The 18,333-nt window shown below is 64.8% G+C and carries 8 protein-coding genes; 5 read left to right on the top strand and 3 right to left on the bottom strand.

Going from position 1 to position 18,333, the window contains the following annotated elements; all coding sequences use genetic code 11:
• Nucleotides 1–122 precede the first annotated feature (122 nt).
• Nucleotides 123–899, bottom strand: coding sequence for an aminoglycoside adenylyltransferase family protein (locus QTA58_RS00880; RefSeq protein ID WP_289671345.1), 777 nt, complete (start codon nucleotides 897–899; stop codon nucleotides 123–125).
• Nucleotides 900–945: 46 nt separating this feature from the next.
• Nucleotides 946–1,932 (bottom strand): aldo/keto reductase, encoded by a 987-nt coding sequence (locus QTA58_RS00875; RefSeq protein WP_289671344.1) that lies wholly within the window; start codon nucleotides 1,930–1,932, stop codon nucleotides 946–948.
• A 95-nt stretch (nucleotides 1,933–2,027) separates the two neighbouring features.
• On the opposite strand from QTA58_RS00875, the gene QTA58_RS00870 reads away from it, so the two are divergent.
• Entirely contained in the window at nucleotides 2,028–3,260 is a 1,233-nt protein-coding gene (locus QTA58_RS00870) for a DNA repair exonuclease (RefSeq protein WP_289671343.1), read from the top strand.
• Nucleotides 3,260–6,712 (top strand): YhaN family protein, encoded by a 3,453-nt coding sequence (locus QTA58_RS00865; protein ID WP_289671342.1) that lies wholly within the window; start codon nucleotides 3,260–3,262, stop codon nucleotides 6,710–6,712. Before QTA58_RS00870 ends, QTA58_RS00865 begins: the two co-directional genes overlap by 1 nt.
• Here QTA58_RS00865 and QTA58_RS00860 read toward each other — a convergent pair.
• Nucleotides 6,709–7,560 carry a DUF6030 family protein gene (locus tag QTA58_RS00860; protein ID WP_289671341.1) on the bottom strand — a complete coding sequence of 284 codons (852 nt, stop codon included), beginning with the start codon at nucleotides 7,558–7,560 and terminating at the stop codon, nucleotides 6,709–6,711. The two genes, QTA58_RS00865 and QTA58_RS00860, sit on opposite strands and share 4 nt — an antisense overlap.
• A 455-nt stretch (nucleotides 7,561–8,015) precedes the next feature.
• Between QTA58_RS00860 and QTA58_RS00855 the strand changes: the two genes are divergently transcribed.
• From QTA58_RS00855 to QTA58_RS00845, 3 genes are all read left to right on the top strand, one after another.
• Nucleotides 8,016–9,203 (top strand): polysaccharide biosynthesis/export family protein, encoded by a 1,188-nt coding sequence (locus QTA58_RS00855; RefSeq protein ID WP_085423029.1) that lies wholly within the window; start codon nucleotides 8,016–8,018, stop codon nucleotides 9,201–9,203.
• A 234-nt stretch (nucleotides 9,204–9,437) separates the two neighbouring features.
• Entirely contained in the window at nucleotides 9,438–16,883 is a 7,446-nt protein-coding gene (locus QTA58_RS00850) for a type I polyketide synthase (protein ID WP_289671340.1), read from the top strand.
• Nucleotides 16,883–18,313: an aminotransferase class I/II-fold pyridoxal phosphate-dependent enzyme gene (locus QTA58_RS00845; protein ID WP_289671338.1), complete on the top strand. Its 1,431-nt coding sequence runs from the start codon at nucleotides 16,883–16,885 to the stop codon at nucleotides 18,311–18,313. Before QTA58_RS00850 ends, QTA58_RS00845 begins: the two co-directional genes overlap by 1 nt.
• Nucleotides 18,314–18,333: the final 20 nt, after the last annotated feature.

Below are 18,333 nucleotides of genomic sequence, written 5' to 3'. Positions count from 1 at the left end.
TCCTCGGCCTTGTGCCGACGATCTATAAACGTCAACGGTTTGCAGATGCTCGGGACGGGTTTGGGCATGACGAAAGAAGGGTTGCGGCCTCAGTTGTGAATGGGTCCGATGCCTGCAGATTCTCAATCGAGCAACGCCTTTATGTGCCGGCCCAGTTCGTCCGCGACATCGCGGACCTCGTCCTGGCGGGTACCCCAATCGTCGTTGACCATGCCCAGATAGGCTTCCCGGGCATGGGCGATCGATGCGCCGGCCGCGGCAGGCAAGCGCTCGATGGCCCATTCGGCCGCGACGTCCTTGGGAACGAAGTCGCCCGTCGCCAGCGTCCGCCACATCCGTGCCAGGGTCAGCAGGACATTGCGTTCGTCCCCCGTGAGCGTGCCGAGCAGCGCCGGGAGCGCTGCCCCGATAGCGCGGCGTATGTCCGCCTCCGGGATAAGCGGGAGGAGCTCGTGGGGACCGGGGCCGATCAACGGCTTTGCTTCCCGTCGTGCCTGGGCCAGCAGGAGCGTGAACTCCGGGTCGGATGCGGGGGCGGGCACGATCCCGGCTTCGAATTCGTCCCGCAGCCATTCGCCATAAACGAACTCGCTGCGGGCGGGAAAGAGCGCTGCGGAAAGATCGGCATGGCGGAAGATGATCAGTTCCAGAGGGCGCCGGTCACGGGTTTTGCGCGGATCCCCCGAAATCTTCATCAGCGCGCTTACCAGGCGCGCTCGCATTTCATGCGTCGTGGGAGGCTCGATGACCACAAGCAGATCCACGTCGCTCTGCGGACGCAAGCCGCCCGCTACCGCCGAGCCGTGGAGATAGGCCGCTACGATCGCGTCCCCGAGGCATTGCCGGGCGGCCAGCAATGCCTGTTCGGCTTCGACGGGCGGTTTCGCAATCTCGTCCATGGTTCCGAATGCTCCGGCTTTTGTCTCCATGCGGATCGTGGAACTCCTACCAGCGCTGATGCACATGCGGGGCGATCAGCCGCGCATAGATTTCCTTCGCCGCCGTCATCACGTCACCGGAAAGGGCGGCAAGGTCGGCCGCCGCCGCATTGCCCTTCGCCTGCGCCGCATTGCGGGCGCCGGGGATGACGACGGTGACCGCCTCGTTCATCAGGATCCATTTGAGCGCGAAGGCGGCCATGGAGGCGCCTGCCGGCACCAGCTTGCGGACTTCCTCGACCGCTTCGAGGCCGACCTCGAACGGCACGCCGGCAAAGGTCTCGCCGACATCGAACGCCTCGCCATGTCGGTTGAAGTTGCGGTGGTCGTCCCTGGCGAAGGCCGTGTCGCGGGTGATCTTGCCGGAGAGCAGGCCGCTTGCCAGCGGCACGCGCACGATCACGGCGACGTTTTTCCGCTTCGCTTCCTTGAAGAACAGGTCGGCCGGGCGCTGGCGGAAGATGTTGTAGATGATCTGGATGCTGACGACATCGGGATATTCGATCGCCTTCAGCGCTTCCTCCACCTTCTCGACGCTGACGCCGTAGTTCCCGATCTTGCCGGCCCGCCGAAGATCGTCCAGCGCGCCGAACACGTCCGGGCGGTAGAGGACTTCGGTCGGCGGGCAGTGCAGCTGTACGAGATCGAGGCTGTCGACTTCGAGGTTCCTGAGGCTGCGGTCGATAAAGCTTTCGAGATTGGCTTTTGTGTAGCCGTCGGCGACATGCGGGCTTAACCGCCGGCCGGCCTTGGTGGCGACCATGGGACGGGCACCGCCGCGGGATTTCAGCACACCGGCGATGATCTTTTCCGAGCGGCCGTCGCCGTAGACATCGGCGGTGTCGATGAAGGTGACGCCGGCGTCGAGCGCCGCTTCCAGCGCGGCCCGGCCGTCCGCTTCGCTGACATCGCCCCAGGCGCCGCCGATCTGCCAGGCACCGAAGCCGATCTCGCTGACGGTGAAGGAAGTGCGTCCGAACGCGTGCTGTCTCATGATGTCCTCCGATCTATCCACAGGCGGCGCTTCCGCCTTGCCCGGCATTTGCCTAAAACACATGCTCAAGCTGGGCAATCAAAACAAGCGAATCGATGACGTCCTTCCGTTTCATTCACGCCGCCGACCTGCACCTCGGCAGTCCCTTCCAGGGGCTGGCGCTGAAGGATGCGGCGATCGCGGAACTCTTCATCGAGGCGAGCCGCAAGGCCTTTTCGGCATTGGTGGACCAGGCGGTCGAGCGCGGGGTAGATTTCTTCATCGTCGCGGGCGACGTTTATGACGGCGACTGGAAGGACAACAAGATCGGCCTGTTCTTCAACCGCGAAGTGGCGCGGCTGGAGCGCGCCGGCATTCCGGTCTTCCTGCTGAAGGGCAATCACGACGCCGAAAGCGTCATCACCAAGACCATCACCCTGCCGAGGAACGTCAGCGAGTTCCCGGTCGCCAGGCCCGGCACGTTCAAGCTGGAGCATCTGAAGGTGGCGCTGCACGGTCAGGGCTTTGCCGAACGCTCGGCGAGCGAAAACCTGGCGCTGGCCTATCCGAAGCCGGAGGCCGGCTGGTTCAACATCGGCGTGCTGCATACCTCGCTCACCGGCCGGGAACCGCATGCGCCCTATGCGCCGTGCTCGGTCGAGGATCTGCGCTCGCGCGGCTACGATTACTGGGCGCTCGGCCACGTGCATGATTTCGAGATCGTCGCCGAGGATCCGCTGGTGGTTTTCCCCGGCAACCTGCAGGGCCGCTCGATCCGCGAGCAGGGGGCGAAGGGCGCGGTCCTGGTGACGATGGAGGACGGCCGCGTGACCCACGAACGGATCATCACCGACAGCGCCCGGTTCGCCGAACTCGCCGTCGCGGTTGAGCCGGACGACGATATCCCGGCCATTCTGCGCCGGCTGGAAGATGCGCTGGAGGCGGTCGCCGAGAAGATGGAAGGCCGGCCGCTGGCGCTGCGCATCCGGCTCGGCGGCAGGAGCCGCTTCCGCAAGGAGCTGATGGCCCGAGCCGACGACTTTCGCGACGAGGTACAGGCCGCCTGCCACCGCTGCCACGAGGATATCTGGCTCGAGAAGCTGGACGTGCGGGTAGAGCCGGAAGCGGGTGGGGCCACGGCATCGGCGGACATGCTCGGCCTCGAAGGGCTGATCCCGATGGGGGGCTTTCCGCCGGAACTGCTGTCGGACGCCGAGGCCAGGATCGCCGAGATCGCCGCGCGCCTGCCGGGCGGCACCGGCGCCGGCGAACTGGCGCTCGGAGACGATGCGGAAGCGCTGCTCGAGGAAGCGCGCGACCTCCTGCTCTTGCGGGCGGCGAGGGGCTGATGCGTTTCAACCGTCTCGACATTCTCCGCTACGGTGCATTGACCGACCGGACATTGACCTTCCGGCCGGATGCGAAGCTGCATGTGATCTACGGCCCGAACGAGGCGGGCAAGTCTTCGGCACTCTCCGCCATCTCCGATCTGCTCTTCGGTTTCCCCAATGCCGCCGAAATGAGCTTTCTGCACGACCCCGCCTCGTTGAGGGTGGGGGCGGAAATCGCCGCGCGCGACGGCCAGACGCTCGCCTTCCGACGCCGGCGCGGCCGCAAGAACACGCTGCTTGCGGCAAGCGAGGCCGAGGATGCGCTGCCGGAGGACGCGCTGGCGCCGTTCCTCGGCACGCTCTCCCGCGACGTCTTCGAACGCGCCTTCGGCCTCGACTCCGCATCGCTGCGCGCCGGCGGCGAGACCATGCTGAAGAGCGGCGGCGAGATCGGCAGCCTCCTGTTCTCGGCCGCCTCCGGCCTGACGGGGCTTTCCGATCTACGCAAGCAGTTCGAGGCGGAGGCCGACGGCATTTTCGCGCAGCGGAAATCGAAGGACCGGCTTTTCTATCAGGCCCTCGATGCGCACGAGGAGGCCCGCAAGGCGGAGCGCGACAGCGAGCTGAAATCCGGCGACTGGAAGAAGCTTATCGCCGAGCAGGCGGAAATCGAGGCGGAGCTCGCTGCCGTCCAGGCCGAAAGGCAGGAAGCCAAGCACACGCTCGACCGCCTGCGAAGACTTCTGGCGCTGGAACCGGTTCTGCGGGAGATCGACCGGGAGCAGCAGGCTCTTGCGCAATATGCGGAATTTGCCGCGCTGCCGCCCGGTTTCGAGGAGCGGCTTGCCCGGGCTCTCGATGCCTTCCGCCAGAATGTCGAGGCGCATCGCGCGGCCGAGGCGGAAGTAAAGCGGCTCGGGGACGAGATCGAAGCCGTGCATGTGGACGAGGCGCTAATCGCGGCGGCTCCCAAAATCCTCGCGGCCCATGCGGAAAAGGGCGCCTACCTGAAGGCGCGGGAGGACATCGCCCGCGTGCGGGGCGAAGTGGATGATTTCGACCTTCGCCTTTCCCAGGCGGCGCGGCGGCTCGGTTTCGCCAAGCTGGATGACCTGCAGCGCGCCCAGCCGGCCGACGCCGATCTTGCCCGCCTTCGAAAGCTGGTCGAGGAGGGAAGCGAGCTCGACCGCAGCCTGAAGCAGCTCCGCCAGCGCATCGGGGAGGAGCGCGAGACGCTGCGGCGGCTGCAAGCAGACGGCGCCGACGGCCGCCTGATCGATCCCAAGCCCTGGATGGAGCAGCTTGCCGCTCTCAGGCCGGACATCGGTGCAATCGGGGACCTCGAAAACCTGCAGGTCAGGGTGGCGAGGGCCGAGGCCAATTTCAATGCCGCGGCCGGCCGGCTCGATCCGCCTGTCCGGGATGTGGAAAGGCTTCTTTCCGCACCGCTGCCGGACCTTGCGGAGCTGACGAACCATCGCCGCCTGATCGACGCGGCCAAGGCCGAGAGCGCGCAGGCGGCCCAGAAGCTTGCGGCGCTATGCGGCGAAACGGAGGCGATCGCCGGCCAGCTTGCGGCTCTCGAAGGGCAGGGGCGGATCGTCTCACGCGAAGACATCACGGCTGCCCGTGCAACGCGGGACGAGCGCCTCGATGCGCTGGCGGCGAAGCCTTCCACCGGGAAATTGGACGAGCTGAAAACCGCGATCGGCGAAGCCGACCGGCTGGCGGATGCCGCACTTGCAGATGCCGAGCGGGTCTCGCGCCATGCGCAGCTCATGCTTCGGCAGCGGGAGCTGACGCAGGCGATCGGTGCGGCCGAACGCGCCGCGAAAGAGGCCGAGATCGCGGCCTCCGATGCCATCACCGAATTTGAGGACCTATTCCATGCCGCGCCCGTGTCTCCCTCGACGCCGGAACGGATGACCGAGTGGCGCAGGGCGGTCGACGGGCTCTCCCTTCTGTCGGACGCGCTGAACGGGGCAAGGGATGAGGCAGAGGCGCTGCGCCTGAAGGAGGAAAAGCTGAAGCCGGCCCTTCTGGCGCTCGCCGATGCGATCGGCCTCGCCTCCGCAGCCCTGCCGCCGCTGGCCCTTGCCCGCGCGCTCGACCGCCGGATCGGCGAGATCGCCGAGCGCTGGACCGAGAGCCGGTCGCTGGAGGGCAAGCGCCATTCAGCCGAAGAGGCTCTGGAGCGGCTGGAGGAGCGCGAGACCGCCTTGCGCCGCGATGCGGAGCGCTGGCGTGCCGACTTCACCGGCGCTGCGGTTCTTGCCGGCCTTACGGAGGAGGCGACGGTCGACATGGCGGTCGCGGCGCTGGATGTCTGGCGCATCGTGCCCGATCTCCTTTCCGAAAGGGAAAACCGTGACCGCCGCGTCCGCGGCATGACGCGCGACATGGAGGCGTTCGAGGAGGAGGTCCGGAACCTTTCACGCGAAATCGCCCCCGATCTCGCCCTGGTTCAAGCCGACGTGGCCGCAAGCCTGCTGAACGACCGGGCGATGGCCGCCAAAACCGCCGAAAACCAGCGCATGACGCTGTCCGCGGCGCTGGAGCGTGCCGAAATCGCCCTGGCGCGGCATGCCGCCGAAGCGGGAGAACTGCAGAACCAGCTCGCGGAGCTTGCCGCGGCGGTCTCGAAACCCGTTTCCGGTCTCGACGCCGTGCTCGAAGATCTGCGGCAGCGCAGCCACATCGAGAAAGACCTCCGGCAATGCCGCGTCCGGTTCGCCGAGCAGGCGGAGGGAGCGGACGAAGAAGAGGTGCGCGCCGCACTTGCCGGCTTCGATCGCATTGCCGCCGGACTGGAGATCGAGCGGCTGGAGGCGGAGGACGGCCGGCAGGTCGACCGGATTTCCGTGCTGCGAACCGCCGAAGCCGACAATCTCCGTCGCCGCCGCGAGCTGGAGACCGGCATCGGCGCCGAACGCGCGGTGTTCCAGAAGCTTGCCGCCGAGGCCGAGGCGAAGGAGCTCGCGCGGCGCTGGGTGGTGCTCAAGCTGGCGTCCAGCCTTCTGGCGAACTCCATGGAAGCCTATCGCGAACGCCAGGCCGACCCGGTGATGAAGCGCGCGGGAGACATCTTTTCCGATCTCACCGGCGGCCGCTTCTCGCGTCTCGTCCAGCTTTACGACGAAGCGGACGAGCTGCAGCTCGCCGTCGAGCGGAACAGCGGCGAGCAGGTTCCGCTTAAAGGCCTCAGCGAAGGAACCGGCGACCAGCTCTATCTGGCGCTGCGGCTTGCCTTCCTCGAAGATTATTGCAGCCGCAACGAGCCTGCGCCGCTGATCCTCGACGACATCTTCCAGACTTTCGACGACGAGCGCACGGCGGCCGGCATCCGCACGCTGGCCGCGGCGGGCGAAAGATTCCAGACCGTGCTCTTCACCCACCAGATGAGCCTGGTGGAGGCTGCCCGCCGCGAGATCGGCGACAACCTCGATCTCGTGCTTCTGGAAACGCTCTAAGTGGCGGATTGCGGCTGGGCAGGAATGCCGCGCAAGGCCAGGCAGCCGACTGGCATGGGGTATGTCGGCGTATTGCCTCTGCCAGGCGGCGTTGGCGGCGGCTCGCCGCATGCGACGGTCTGCAGATCCGGCTGAATGAGAAGATTGTATCGCCGCGCGTCCGTCATTTCCCGGCTGAAGGTCATCCGGTAATTCTCCACGATCGACGTGAAGTCGGTGCGCGCGAGAATCTTGTCGGCGAGATAGGTCCTGGTCTCGGGCGTCATCGGCAAGCCGAAGCGCTGCAAGGCGGCGATCGCGGCATCGAGCACGGAACGTTCGGCGGGAGGGTCCAGGAGGCTGAGCTTCAGCCGCAGGATGCGCACCACGTCCGGCTCCTTGCCCCTGGCCTGAACGAAAAGCGAGGCGGGTTCGGCGGAGGTGCCGAATTCTTCGAAAAACAGGCATTCCCATTCATCGTCGCCACCGGTGAATGCCGGCTCGATGCCCCTTTCGTTCGCCAGCCGGTCGCAGCGCTCTTCGGCGGAGAGCGACAGAGCCCTTTCGAAGACGGCGCTCCGTTCGAGGCCGGCTCTGAGAAGCCAGGGCGGATAATGGCCCGCCGGGGGCTGCGCCTTCTGCCTGCCGATACGCAGATCGGGAGGAGGGCGCGCGGGAAGGAGATAGTTCTCCAGCCCGAACTCCCGGACGAGACGCTGATAGTTCCGGCCGTTGTTGACCGCGAGCACGGTCGTCGCAAGCCCCGCCAGCACGAGGGCAAGGAAGAGGCCGAAGACGAGAGCGGCGGTGCGCTGCCTGCGGCGCCGGTCGATGGGTGTCAGAATGTTTGCCTTGTCCTCTTCCGGCATGATCTCCATTTCCGATCGAGGAATGTCCGGCGGTCGGCAATGCGCATAACATACTAGCGGGCAACCTGAAACCGCCCCGTCAAGAACGGACTATGCCGAATTCCGATGGAAGAATGATGGCCGGTGCGGTGCTCGGCCGGTCTTCGCCGACGGCGGGAAAGATGCCGGGAAAAGGGGGATTTCAGGTGCCGGCGAGTTCCTGCAAGTGGCCGGGTGGGAGCCGCGCCGTTAACCAACTTCATTAGAAGGCATTTAACTCAACTTGTTTAGGTTCGCTTGAGAATATTAAGTTGCCGTGGACTATGGCCTTAAAAGCGCACACGAATTTTATTTTTGGTGGCTCCTTGCAATCCGGCTTGTTGTTGAAGGCCCGGTGTGCTTTTCAGAGGCGGTTGGATTCACGCGAGGAGCCATGTCGCCCGGCAGGCACATGGCCCGGACTTGGAGTGCCGAATTTGGTTCGAGTGACTGCGATCATGATCTGTGCGGTTCTGGCAGGCTGTCAGGCCGTACCTGGTGAAGGACCATTGACCTCGGACATCAAGGCTGCTGCAGGTCAATCCCCTGCCCAGATCGGCCGCATCGATGCGGCGGTGTTCGACATCGTCAGCGTGGACAGCCGGACTGCGAAGCTCGTTTCCGATTATGTCGCGACGGCTCTCAATCGCCGATTCGGCATTGGCGGCGGCGGCGGTCGGGTGGTCATCGGCGTCGGCGACCAGCTCAAGATCAGCATCTTCGAAGCGGGCGCGGACGGCCTGTTTTCCACATCCGAATCGAAGCAGACCAATCTCGATGTCGTCGTGCAGCCGGACGGCACCGCCGCGATCCCCTATGTCGGCTCGGTACGTTTTTCCGGCAGGACGCTTGAGGAAGCGCGGCAGGCCATCCTGTCGGCGCTGGCAAGCAAGGCTGTCGAGCCCGATGTCATCGTTTCCAGCGTCAACACGGCGTCCCGCAAGGTCACGGTTTCGGGTGCCGTGGGGAGTTCGTCGCAAGTATCTCTTGGCCTGGTCGGGGAAAAGATCACGGATGTGATCGCCAAGGCCGGCGGTCCGACCGGGCAGCCTTACGAAACCTATGTCACGCTCGTGCGCGGCAAGAGGACCGGAACCGCGCTTCTCTCCTCCGTCATCGGCAATCCCAGCGAGAACATCTATGTTCAGCCGGGAGACCAGATTTTCGTCTCCCGCGATCCGCGCACCTTCACCCTGCTGGGTGCGGTCAGGGAGAACGCCCGCATCAACTTCGGCGCCAGCGACCTCAACCTTCTCGAAGCCGTGGCGCTTGGCGGCGGCGGCAACGACGCCGCGGTCGATGCCAAGGGATATTTCCTCTTCCGCTACGAAGAGCCGGACATCGTGATGGGTCTGCTCGGCACGCAGCGCTTCAACGAACTCCTGAGCAAGGGGATGAAGCCGGATAGGGAAGGGCGCTACCCGATCGTCTACAGCTTCGACATGACGCATCCGGACAGCCTGCTGGTCGGGCAGACGTTCCCGGTCAAGAACCGCGACGTGATCTATGCGTCCCGCCATAATTCCGTCGACCTCAGGAAATTCCTGACGCTGATCGGCGCGCCTATCGGCATTGCGTCGCAGGGCGCAGGCGTTGCCTACAATCTGGAGCGGATCAGCAACTGAGCCGAACGTGCCGGCACAGTTTTTCGAGTATCGTCACGGCAGCCGGATTTTCCGGCTTCGAAGTTCTGTGGGTTTTGCTATCCGGGCGAAGATTTCGTGACGACTTAGTCTTTGTGCGAAGGTTCGAATGCAAGCGGATTTTTTCGTGACAACCTTCGATAAGTATGTTGTTAGAGTCATATTCCGGGATGGCGAGTGCCTTGCCACGGTAGATGTGACGAACACCGAGTGACCATGACGATCGAAATCATCGGCAGGGCCAGCGTTGCCCCAGGTGCAAAATCTGTACAAGATCTACAGAAGGTTCTGAGCGAAGGGCGTTGCACGATCACTCGGATACCGGATGACCGGTGGGACAGTGCCCGCTTTTGGCATCCGGCCCAGGGCGTACCCGGAAAGACCTACACGTTCGCCGCCGGTGTTCTCGGCGATATCTATGCTTTCGATCCGGCTGTCTTCGGCCTGTCGCAGCGCGAAGCGATGCAGATGGACCCGCAGCAGCGCGTTCTCCTCAATCTGGTCTGGCAGGCGCTGGAGGATGCGAACCTGCCGGTGAGCAAGCTCGCCGAAGAACGGGTCGGCGTCTATATCGGCGCGTCCAGCCTTGAGGCCGGCAATCTGATTTCCGAGGATCCGGCTGCGGGCAGCCCGTATTTCATGACGGGCAACACGCTCTCGATCGTCTCCAACCGCATCTCGCATGTCTTCGGCCTCAAGGGGCCGAGCATGACGATCGATACGGCCTGTTCCTCCTCGCTGGTCGCCCTCGACCAGGCCGTCGCCGCTCTGGAAAGGGACGATATCGACACGGCGATCGTCGGCGGCATCAATCTGCTCGTCCATCCGCTGTCCTTCGTCGGCTTTGCGCAGGCGCGCATGCTGTCGCCGGAAGGGCTCTGCCGTGCCTACGACACCAACGGCCACGGCTATGTGCGTTCGGAAGGCGGCGTTGCGATCATCCTTCGCCGCTCGGACAGGGCGCGACAGGAGCAGGACCGCAGCTATGCCCGGCTGCATGCGGTCGCGGTCAATTCCTCCGGTCGGACGAACTTCATCAGCCTGCCTTCCCGCGAGGCCCAGGCGGAGCTCCTGCGTTCGATCTACGAGAACAACGAGATCGATGTGAACCGTCTCGCCTTCATCGAAGGCCACGGCACGGGCACCCGGGTCGGCGATCCGGCCGAAGTCTGGGCGATCGGCACGGTGATCGGCAAGAGGCGCCGCGCGCCGGTACCGATCGGTTCGATCAAGACCAACATCGGACATACCGAGCCCGCTTCCGGCCTGTTCGGCCTTCTGAAGGCGATGATCGCGCTCGAGAACAATTTCCTGCCGGCCTCGCTGCATATCGAGAAGGTCAACGAGGACATTGACTTCGACGAGTTGAACGTACGGGTCAACACGTCCGCGGTGAAATTGCTTCCGGCCAAGGAGGCTCGCTATGCGGGCATCAACTCCTTCGGGTTCGGCGGAACCAACGCGCATGTGGTGATCAGCGATCCGGAGCGGGTGGCACCGCTCGATCCTCCGAAGAGCGAGGGCGCCCTGTTCGTCGCGAGCGCTCACACGGCATCCGCCCTTTCGCGGCTTCTCGAAGAGTACCGGAACCGCCTTTCCGGAGCCGCGCCGGACGAAGCGCGCCGCATCGTCGGCGCCGCGGCGGCCAACCGGGAGGCTTTGCGCCACCGTTTCGCCGTCGAGGCCAAGGACAGCGAAGGTGTCCTGACGGCGATCGAAGCTCATCTCGCGGGCGAGGCATCGCAGGGCGAACGCGGCGAAGCGCCCGTTCAAAGTGCGAAGATCGCCTTCGTCTTCTCCGGAAATGGCGCACAATGGGCCGGCATGGGCGTCGAGGCCTATCAGGAGAACCGCCACTTCCGGCAGTGTTTCCAGTCCTTCAGCGCGCTCTTCGAATATCATCTCGGAGAGAAGCTCACCGATCTGATCGTCTCGCCTGACCTCGCTCTTCGGCTCGGCGATACGAAGATCGCCCAGCCTCTGCTGTTTGCGGTGCAGGCTTCGCTTTCCGACTGCCTGGTTGCGCTCGGCGTTCGGCCGGAAGCCGTTTTCGGCCACTCCGTCGGTGAGATCGCCGCGGCTTATGCGGCAAAGGCTCTGACGGCTGCCGAAGCGGTCGCGATCGTCGCCAAGCGCTCCCGGTATCAGGACCTTTTCGCCGGCCAGGGCAGGATGGCGGCTGTCGTGCTGAACGAGGAGGCGGCGCTCGCCTTCGCCAAGTCGAACGGCCTTGACGACATCTGCATCGCGGCGATCAATGCGCCGAATTCCGTGACGATTTCCGGTCCGACCGAGGAGATCCAGGCGTTCCGTGACGCGGCCCGCAAGGCGCAGATCGTCGCCCATGTTCTGGACATCAACTATCCGTTCCACCATCCGATCATCGACGGCGCGAAGGACGCGTTCCTTGCCGACCTGCCGCAGATCGAGCCGGAAACGGGAACCTGTACCTATATTTCGACCGTGACCGGCGCCGTTCAAGACGGCCGGGGCCTGGATGCCGAATACTGGTGGCATAACGTCCGCGAGCCTGTCCTGTTCAAGGCTGCGGCACAGGTCGCAATGGACATGGGCTGCAATCTCTTCATCGAAATCTCGCCGCGGCCGATCCTTTCGAACTATCTCGGCGATATCGCCAAGCAGCAGTCCGTGCAGGCCGTCGTCACGGCGACGCTGCAGCGCGAGACGCCGGTGCCGGGCAGGGACCCGGTCGCGCAATCCTTCGCCCGCGCGGTTGCCCATGGCGCTTCGCCGCTCCTGTCGCGCCACAGCGGCAAACGCAATGCCTTCGTCGACCTGCCGAACCTGCCGTTCGAACCGATCGAAATGAAAAGCCCGTCGACGACCGACGAGGTCGACGTCTTCGGCCGCAACGGAAGGAAGCCCTATACGCTGCTCGGCTGGCGCACCGATCCCAATGCGTCGCACTGGAAGAACCATATCGACGCGCGGCTCTTCCCCGATCTTGCCGAACACGTGGTGGATTCGCGCGCCATCCTGCCGGGCAGCGGCTTCATCGAGATCGCCGTGACGGCCGCTCAGCGCTATTACGGCACGGATGAGGTCGAAATCTCCAACCTGGAGATCGTCCGCCCTCTGGAGCTGCGCCAGGACCGCATTGCCGAACTGTCGACGCTGCTGTCGCCGGAAACCGGCAATATCGAGATCCGGTCGCGCGAGCGGCTGAGCCATGACGACTGGACAGTGCACGCGGTTGCCCGCAGCCGCCGCCCCATCGAGGAGGAGTACGACGCGCCCGCAGCAGGGCCCGACGGCGGGCAGGGCATGGTCGTGACGTCGGACGAGGCCTATGAAATGGCCGAGCGCTTCGGTCTTCAATATGGCCCCCGTTTCCAGCTTCTGTCCAAGGCGACGGCCTTTGGGCGCACCTTTGTCGAGGTGGAGCTGAAGCCCGCGGAGGCGCCGGCGCATCCTCATGTCGAGTATAACCTGAACCCCTTCTCGGTCGACGCCGCATTCCATGGTCTGGTCGCGCTGTTCGATCAGCTCTCCGGAAACGGGGCCGGCGCGCCCTATATCCCCGTCCGGTTCGGCTCGGTCCGCGTCTCGGGCAAGGGTGGTCCGATCGCCCGCGCGATCATCGAGATCGAGCGGTTCAGCGGCTATTCCATCAAGGTCCGTTTCCAGATGCTGGATGCGGAAGGAACCTGCGTGGCGACCTTGGACGACTGCCGTTTCCGCCGCACGTCGCTGCGTCGCCATCACACGCTGGCGTCCGTCGCATTCCATTATGAAACCGTGCCGGCAACGCTGCTTGCCGGGCGCGAGACCGTACGGCACGATATCTCGAAGGCATTCGGGACTGCTCAGTCCAAGCCCTCCGACAACGCGACGCTGCTTCTCGATGCGGCGATCTACCGGGCCTGTCATGAGATCGCGGCGGTGATCGCCGACCGGAGGGGTGTCGTTTCCGCCCGGCGCCTGCCCGCGGACGGAGAATTCCGCTCCTTCCTCACCAATTGCCTCTTCATCCTTGAAGATGCCGGCATCGCCACGGCGGACGAGGACGAATGGCATATCCCGCAGGAGTTCACGCTGCCGCCGGTGAGCGAGATCCTGCAGGAAGTCTATCGTGAGGATGCCGGCCGCGTGGCGGAGGCGGTGCTGGTCAACAATGCCTATCGCGATGCGCTGGAACGCCTCTCTGTCGCGGCTCACCGCGACGGTGGCGAAAAGGCCGATACGACCAGCGAAGCGATGCTCGACCATGTCCTCATCCACTCGCCGCTCGCCGAAAGGCGCCTTGCCGCGGCGGTTGAGGCCGTGGACGCAGCACTGGCCGGGGGGCAGGGTGGAATTCGCCATGTCCTGGAAGCTGGTGCGACCTCGGTCGCCATGAGCCGCCGGCTGGCGGCGATCGCCGCGGAAAACGGAGCGATGCTGATCATCGCCGAACCGCGCGAGAGCCTCCGCCGGACGCTCGAAATCGCCTTCGAACAGGACGTGCACGTGGTCCTTCCGGAAGTCGATAAGCTCGGCGCGCAGCCCGTCGCGGATCTGGTGATCGCGGCCGGTACGCAGAGCCAGAAGCTCCTGTCGGGCCATGAGGAACTCCGTTCGGCAATCCGCGCCGCCTCGGGCAACGGCGCAGCGCTCATCTTTGCCGATCGCGCGCCCTCGGCGTTCAACGATTTCGTATTCGGACAATCGGAGGCCTGGTTCGAAAACAGCCAGTCCGCGGAGTTCCCGGTCGGTCGGCTTGGCACGGCACTTCAGGTGAAGGAGTTGATCGCCGCTCTCGGCTTCACCAAGCCGAATGTCGAGGAACGCACCTATCCTCAAGGAACGCTGATCCTGGCAGCCGCGGCCTCGAAGGCCTCGCCTCGCGAGGCGGCTGCAAGCGAAGCTGCCGGCCCGGTCCTGGTATTTGCCGAAAAGATGGATCGCCCGATCGCGATCGGCGATGCAAAGCTCGAGATGGTCGATATCGACGCCGGAGACGCTGCGCTTGCAGAAACGTTCGGGCGTATCGAAGGGCAGCCGCTTCAATTGCTCTATGTCGCGGAACGCGAGGAGGATCGCGACGCCTCCCTGCTTTCCCGGGATCGCCTGCGGCGTCTGGGGCTCCTCGCAGAGACCCTTGCCGCCCATGTGAGGGAAGCCGGAGCCTCCGCCGCCAAGCCGAAGCTCGTCATCGTGGCGCCGGGCGGTTCGCCGCTCGCCGGCGAGCTGACGGACGGGGCCAATGCCGGCCTATGGGCCTTCGCCCGCGTCCTGCAGAACGAATACGACGCATTCGATGTCCACCTGCTGGATGCCGAAGTCCAAGGCGCGGCCCTGTCGCCGGCTCTGGCCGAGATATTCTCCGCCCCGACCAACAACCGCGAATGGATGATCGTCGATGGCCGCGTTCGGGAAGTTCGCGCCGCCGCCGGCCCGTTCCCGTCTTCCGACGTCATGCGTGACGATTACGAGGCGGCGACCATACGCCAGCTCGTCAACGGCCGTGTCGACAGCATCGCATGGGAAGAATGCGACCTGCCTGTTCCGAACGAAGACGAGGTGGTGATCGCCGTCGAGGCGACCGGCCTGAACTTCCGTGACGTCATGTGGGCCATGGGCCTGCTGCCCGAAGAAGCGCTGGAGGACGGCTTTGCCGGCGCGACGATCGGCATGGAACTGGCCGGACGCGTGGTCGAGGTCGGATCGGCCGTGGACGACCTTCAACCCGGCGACCGGGTGATGGGGATCGCGCCCGCCGCCTTCTCGACGCATGTCCGGGTTCGCCGGGACGGTGTCACGAAATTCCCGGACCGGATGGCTTTCCCGGCTGCCGCGACCGTGCCGGTTGCGTTCCTGACCGCCTATTACGCCATGGTCCACCTCGGCCATATAGAGAAAGGCGAGACGATCCTCATCCACGGTGCCGCGGGCGGTGTCGGCCTTGCGGCGCTTCAGATCGCCAAGCTGAAGGGGGCGATTGTGATCGCCACCGCCGGGACTGTCGAGAAGCGCCGCTTCCTCGAAGCATTGGGCGCCGACCACATCTTCGATTCCCGCTCGCTCGATTTCGTCGCCCGCGTGCGCGGCATCACCAATGGGGAAGGCGTCGATCTCGTCCTGAATTCGCTCTTCTCTGAAGCGATGGAGCGCAGCATCGAACTCGTGAAGCCGTTCGGCCGCTTCCTCGAACTCGGCAAGCGCGACTATTATTCCGACCGCAAGATCGGGCTCAGGCCTTTCCGCCGCAATATCAGCTATTTCGGCATCGACGCCGACCAGCTTCTGGTCAATCAGCCGGCGGTCACCAAAAAGATCTTTGCGGAAATCGGCCGGCTGTTTGCGGAAAATAAGCTGACGCCGCTTCCCTATCGCGCCTTCGGCCATGACGAGATCGGCAGCGCCTTCCGGCTGATGCAGAACGCCGGTCACATCGGCAAGATCGTCGTCCGGCCTCCCGCCATCGGCAGAGACAAGGTTCTCACCGCCCCCGGCAAGCCGCTGCGCTTCTCGGCGGACGGCATTTTCCTGGTCGCCGGCGGCATCGGCGGCTTCGGCCTGGTGGCGGCGGAGTGGCTGGCCGCCAAGGGCGTTCGCCGTCTTGCGCTGTGCTCGCGCCGTGGGATTGCCGATGGCGAGACCGAAGCCGCGATCGCCGAGTGGCGAAAGAGGGGCGTCCATGCGACCGTCCACGCCTGCGACATCACCGACGAGGCGGCGACCGCTTCGCTGATGGAACGCCTTCGGGCCGAAGCGCCCGTGAAGGGCATCATCCATGCGGCCATGGTTCTCGACGACGCGCTGCTTTCGAACCTGACGCCCGAGCGCAACAGGCCGGTCGTGGACGTGAAGGTGAGAGGCGCCGAGGTCCTGCACCGCCTGACCGAGAAGGACGATCTCGAGCTCTTCCTGCTCTTCTCGTCGGCGACCACGATGATCGGCAATCCGGGGCAGGCGAATTACGTCATCGCCAACGGTTATCTCGAAGGCCTGGCGCGTGCCCGCCGCGCGGCCGGCCTTCCCGCCCTGGCCGTCGGCTTCGGCGCGATCGCCGACACCGGCTTCCTCGCCCGCAATGCCGAAGTCAACGAGATACTCGCCAAGCGCATCGGCAAGACCGCGATGAAGGCGCGCGAGGCGCTGGAGCAGGTGGAACGCTACCTCGTCGCCGACACGGGCAGCATCGACGCGGCGGCAGTGATGATTGCGGAGGTCGATTGGAGCGCCGTGCGCATGCTGCCGGTCGCCAAGGGTGCGATCTTCGAAACGATCATTCGCCACGCCGGCAGCAATGCCGCTTCGAGCGATGGCGATACGATCGATCTGGAGGAGATGATCCGCGGAAAATCGGCGGAGGAAGCGCAGCAGATTCTCCACAAGCTGGTCGCCGGCGAGATCGCTGCGATCCTGCGTGTGACGGAAGACGCGATCACGCCGGACAAGATTCTGAAGGATATCGGGCTCGACAGCCTGATGGCCATGGAGCTCGGCATGGGCTTCCAGCAGAAGACCGGATTCGATATTCCGTTGAGCGGCGTCGGCGACGATACGACCGTCGGCGACGTCGTCACGCGTCTGCGCGAGCGCGTGTCGAAGCATAACGACGAGAGCGAGGGGGCGGCGCCGGCCCAGAGCGCGGTGGTCGACAGGCTCGTGAAGAGCCACTCCGTCTCTCAGCAGCAGAAAGCAGCGACGCAGTGATGAGCAAAGGTCCGGATGATGAAACCCCCTCTGGGCTGGGCGCTGAGGGAAAGCGCGGTCTATTGGACAAGATGCGCCGGACAAGCGAATCATCCGGACGCAACCGCGCTGCGCGGCTGAACCGCCAGCCGCAGCCGCCGGCCCGCCAGGTCCTGCGCTTCGATGAGCTTGCCGAATACCAGCGCGTCCAGCTTCAGCGTATGGCCGGCGAGCTGACGGGCGTCGCCAATCCTTTCTTTCGCTCCCACGACAGGGCAGCCGGTGCGACCACGACGATGGCCGGGCGAGAGTTCATCAATTTCGCGTCCTACGACTATCTGGCGACGAATACCGATCCGCGGACGGCGGAAAGGGCCAAGACCGCGATCGACCGGTTCGGAATTTCCGCTTCCGCCAGCCGTCTCGTTGCCGGCGAGCGGCCGGTGCATACCGAACTCGAAGCCGATCTCGCCTCGATCTACGGTGTCGACGCCGCGGTTTGTTTCGTCAGCGGATATCTGACGAATGTCGCCGCGATAAGCTGTCTCATGGGGCCGCAGGATCTCGTCATTCACGACGAGTTCATTCACAACAGCGCGCTTGCCGGCATCAAGCAGTCCGGCGCGACACGACGGCTCTTCCGGCACAACGACATCGAGAACCTGGAATCCGTGCTTCGCACACTATCGGCCGACTTCCGGCGGATCATGGTCATCGTCGAAGGCGTCTATTCCATGGACGGCGATATCGCCGATCTGCCGGGGCTTCTGGAATTGCGGTCCCGCTACGGTTTCTGGCTCATGGTGGACGAGGCCCATGCGCTCGGCGTGCTCGGCAGGAACGGCCGCGGCACGTTCGAACATTTCGATATCGATCCGCGCGAGATCGACATCTGGATGGGAACGCTCTCCAAGACGACATCGAGCTGCGGCGGCTATATCGCCGGCTCCCAGGCGCTTGTCGATATCCTCAAGGCAGAGGCCGGCGGGTTCGTCTACAGCGTCGGCCTGGCGCCCGTTCTGGCGGCGGCGGCGCGTTCGGGGCTGCATATCCTCAGTACGGAGCCGGAGCGGACCGAACGGCTGCATCGCAACGGAGCGCTCTTCCTCGAATGCGCGAAAAAGGCAGGCCTCGATACGGGATTGAGCGTCGGCTTTTCCGTCGTGCCGGTGATCGTCGGCGATTCTCTCCGCGCCGTGCAGCTTTCCAACGATCTCCTGGAAGAGGGGATCAACGTCCTGCCGATCATCCATCCCGCCGTGCCGGAAGGCATGGCAAGGCTTCGCTTCTTCATCACCTGCAACCATACCGAAGAGCAGATCCGCCACTCGGTCGAAGTCACGGCCCGCAAGCTCAAAGATTTACAGGATCGCAATTTCGGCCTAGCGTCGCTCGATATGGAAAAGGTGATGCAGCTTTCGCCGCTGCTGCAGGGCACCGGCAAGACCTGAACCCGCCAACGCCAACTCCG

Origin of the sequence: Neorhizobium sp. CSC1952 (assembly GCF_030378245.1) — a bacterium.
In the GTDB taxonomy this organism is placed as follows: domain Bacteria; phylum Pseudomonadota; class Alphaproteobacteria; order Rhizobiales; family Rhizobiaceae; genus Neorhizobium; species Neorhizobium oryzae_A.
Note: the sequence above shows the minus strand (reverse complement) of the source record. Positions and strands in the feature narration are given on the sequence as shown.

Bases quoted from the DNA above. Each gene is read 5' to 3' on its own strand.
- QTA58_RS00850 (WP_289671340.1), top strand. From the start codon at position 9,438: ATGACGATCGAAATCATCGGCAGGGCCAGCGTTGCCCCAGGTGCAAAA.
- QTA58_RS00870 (WP_289671343.1), top strand. From the start codon at position 2,028: ATGACGTCCTTCCGTTTCATTCACGCCGCCGACCTGCACCTCGGCAGT.
- QTA58_RS00880 (WP_289671345.1), bottom strand. From the start codon at position 899: ATGGACGAGATTGCGAAACCGCCCGTCGAAGCCGAACAGGCATTGCTG.
- QTA58_RS00845 (WP_289671338.1), top strand. From the start codon at position 16,883: ATGAGCAAAGGTCCGGATGATGAAACCCCCTCTGGGCTGGGCGCTGAG.
- QTA58_RS00865 (WP_289671342.1), top strand. From the start codon at position 3,260: ATGCGTTTCAACCGTCTCGACATTCTCCGCTACGGTGCATTGACCGAC.
- QTA58_RS00875 (WP_289671344.1), bottom strand. From the start codon at position 1,932: ATGAGACAGCACGCGTTCGGACGCACTTCCTTCACCGTCAGCGAGATC.
- QTA58_RS00860 (WP_289671341.1), bottom strand. From the start codon at position 7,560: ATGCCGGAAGAGGACAAGGCAAACATTCTGACACCCATCGACCGGCGC.